This is a genomic window from Streptomyces sp. IBSBF 2435, from assembly GCF_036815005.1.
Lineage (GTDB): Bacteria > Actinomycetota > Actinomycetes > Streptomycetales > Streptomycetaceae > Actinacidiphila.
Genome location: NZ_JAJSYW010000341.1, coordinates 1 through 3,137 on the forward strand (window position 1 = coordinate 1; position 3,137 = coordinate 3,137).

General features: G+C 68.5%; 2 protein-coding genes and 1 pseudogene. All 3 read right to left on the reverse strand.

The genetic code is table 11. The features are described from left to right. Nucleotides 1–109: 109 nt before the first annotated feature. Nucleotides 110–400, reverse strand: coding sequence for an RICIN domain-containing protein (locus V7E46_RS33100; protein WP_333771862.1), 291 nt, complete (start codon nt 398–400; stop codon nt 110–112). Between the two features lie 434 nt (nt 401–834). Next, entirely contained in the window at nt 835–2,319 is a 1,485-nt protein-coding gene (locus tag V7E46_RS33105; RefSeq protein ID WP_443054425.1) for an arabinofuranosidase catalytic domain-containing protein, read from the reverse strand. A 282-nt stretch (nt 2,320–2,601) separates the two neighbouring features. Continuing rightward, nucleotides 2,602–2,823 (reverse strand): annotated as a pseudogene (locus V7E46_RS34045) (cellulose binding domain-containing protein); the annotation flags it as partial. Between the last annotated feature and the right edge of the window lie 314 nt (nt 2,824–3,137).

A 3,137-nucleotide genomic window follows, 5' to 3' on the forward strand; every position in this document is an offset into this window, starting at 1 on the left:
CCCCCCCCCCCCCCCCCCCCCCCCCCCCCCCCCCCCCCCCCCCCCCCCTGCGGTGGTCCTCCGTGGTGTCCCGGAGGACCACCTACCCCACCCCCCACGGGTGAGGTGGTCAGCGGTAGCCGGCTGCGGCGATGTTGGCCTGGGCCGCGTTGCCGACGGCGGTGCCGGCCCCGTCGGCGTCCAGACACAGGCCCGGCTGGACGCCGGTGATCGACCCGTCGGAGTTCTGCCGCCACTTCTGGTTCGGCCGGCCGTTGCAGTCCCATATCCGAAGTGCGGTCCCCTGCGTGTCGACGCCGCCGCCGGCATGGAGGCAGCGCCCCGAGGCAGCACCGGCCACGGGCGCGGCCGCTGCCGGTAGCGGCCGGGTAAGCGCCGTCGCCAGCATCGCGGCCGTCATCGCCACCACGGCGATGACGGTGGGCGCCGGCGAGCTGCGTGCGAGAAGGGCAGGACTTCGGTACCGAACGGATGAAGGCTGCATGGTCTGTCCTTGGCGATATGGGGGGAAGGACCAGCTTGTTAGCGTTAACCTCAAGGCTCCTCGACGCGGCTGGGCCATGAGCCATGACGCGAGGCATGGGATGAATTTACAGGTGGCTGACTGGTCGATGTCCAGACCCCTGCGTCGCCTATCTCAATTCACGCCGAGCCACCAGGGCTCTTCACTTTTTAGGCAGTTGACGACATGCCGGCTGCCACCGTCGGAAGAGAGAGGAGATGGGATTGATCGCCCCGACTATCTCGTCTCATCGTCAGGACGCCGGCCGGCGCGGGCGACCCGGTCGCACCCGTGGCCGGCTGTGGGCCGGCCACGGGTGTCAGCCGATCGGATCAGCTGAGGTTCCACTGCTGGTTGCCGCCGCCGTTGCAGGTCCACAGTTCGGCGAGTGCGCCGTTGGCGGTGGAGGCTCCCGTGACGTCGAGGCACAGGCCGGACTGGGTGCTGGTGACGGTGCCGTTGGAGTTGACGCTCCACTGCTGGTTGGCACCGCCGTTGCAGGACCAGGTCTCGACCTTGGTGCCGGCGGTGGTCTGGTTGTTGTAGGCGTCCAGGCACAGCTGCGAGCCGCCGGAGAAGACCGTCAGCTGGCCCGAGGAGGTACGCGTCCAGCTCTGGTTGGCCTGGCCGTTGCAGTCCCAGATCTGCAGCTGCGTACCGGCCGTGGTCGAGGAGTTCGGCACATCCAGGCACTTGCCCGCGCCCACCGCGTGCAGCGCGCCCGTCGTACCCGTACCACCGCTACCGCCGGAACCGTAAGCAACGGAGTTGATGTTGGTCTGGACGGCGTTCTCGGTGGCGTCCGACGGGTAGCCGGAGGTCATGACGCCCTCGTAGAAGGTGCCCTGGGCGCCCTTGCTGTTGTCGCCGCCGGTGCCGAGGATGATGGCGCCCTGCTTCTTCATCGGGTTGTAGCCCGAGACGTTGGGACGTACCCCGTCGTAGAAGGTGGACAGGCCGCCGGACTGGGCGTTGCCGCCGCGGATGGCCCAGTGGTTCGGTGCGCCCTTGACGATGGCGGTGGTGTAGCGGTAGTTGACCGTCGGGTCGTTGGAGTTGAGGTGCTGGTTGACGCCGGAGAACAGGCCGTTCTCCAGGTCGGCCATGATCCAGGGGCCGTTGCCCGAACCGTAGCCCCAGACCTTGATGTTGCCGAAGTAGATGGCCTCCATGGTGCCGTTGCCGTCGTCGCGGCTGTCGGTCTCGGCGTTGCCGTAGTCGAAGCAGCAGCCGCCGTTGTAGTGGGTGCCGTCGAAGATGGCGTACATGCCTTCGGGGTTGTCGCCGGTGGCGATGCCGCTGGTGTGGTTGTTGCGGTAGCCGGTGCCGGGGGCGACGAACACGCCGTAGGCCTTGTGGCCGCCGACCGTGGTGGGGGCTGCGGTGGCGTTGGCGAGGTTGTCCGGGCCGCCGGCCGCACTGCCGGCCGGCGCCTGGGTCAGGTTGTTGCTCCGACCGGACTGGTCGTAGATCACGGTGATCACGCACGAGGTCCCGGAGCAGAAGGAGTCCTGCGAGGCCGCGTCCGCGTAACCGCCGGCACTCAGCAGCCCGATGTCCTTCGTCGCATTGTCCGAGGCGCGCCGCACCTGGTAGAGAGGCCCGCTGTACGACGAGTACAACGCCCGCGTCGTACTGTGCGCCGCCACACAGGGCGTACCACCGGACTGGTAGATGTCACATGGGAGGGAACCGGCCGCCTGCGAGGTATGTGTGCCGCCGACCATGACGCCGGCCGCGAGAGCGACGGACGCACCCGCCGTCAGCGTCCATCGCCTTATCCGGCGGAAACGTTGAGCAACTGCTGATGACGACATCAGCATTCTCCTTGTCTCGTGGAAGTACGCCGTCGGGAACGGCGATACGAGCCCTCGAACGGCAGGACCGCAGAGCGCGAGACCCGACAGCGAGGGAAAAGGGCACGCGGAAGCCTGGAACCCGAGCCGGTGGTACGTGGTGTGTTCGGGCCGGTCGCAGGTGGTGCCTTCCGCGCGCGGGATGGTACGTGGCTCGCGGCGCCGCCCGTCGTACGTGCTGGGGAGAGCAGGAACGGGCGGCACCGCTGTGAGCGTTGCCCCATGCCAACGCTCACGTCTGCGTCAGGAGCAGGTGAGCGAAGGTGTCGAAGGCGTGCCGTTGGCGAGGAACCCGAAAGTGGTGGAGGCCGAGGGCTGGAGCGAGCCGTTGTAGGACACGTTGGTCACCGACGCCGCCGACCCGCTGGTGGACAGCGTCCCGCTCCAGACCTGGGTGATGCTCTGCCCGCTGGACAGGGTCCAGCGGACCGTCCAGCCGCTGATCGCCGCGCTGCCGGCGGTGACCTTGACCTCCCCTTGGTAGCCGCCCGACCAGGAGTTCGTGGTGGAGTACGTCGCCGTGCACGCGCCTCCTCCGGTGCCTCCGGTGGTGGTTCCGCCGTTCGTGGTTCCGCTGGTCGTGCCGCCATCGGTCGTCCCTGAGGACGTCCCGCCGTTCGTGGTTCCGCTGGTCGTGCCGCCGTTGGTCGTCCCTGAGGACGCCCCGCCTGTCGCGGTGCCCGTGGCGGAGTTGAGTGTGTTGAGGACGGAGGTGTAGGCGGGTTTGGCGTTGCCGTTGCTGTCGAAGAGCAGGGGGTTGTCGCCGGAGCGCCAGGAGT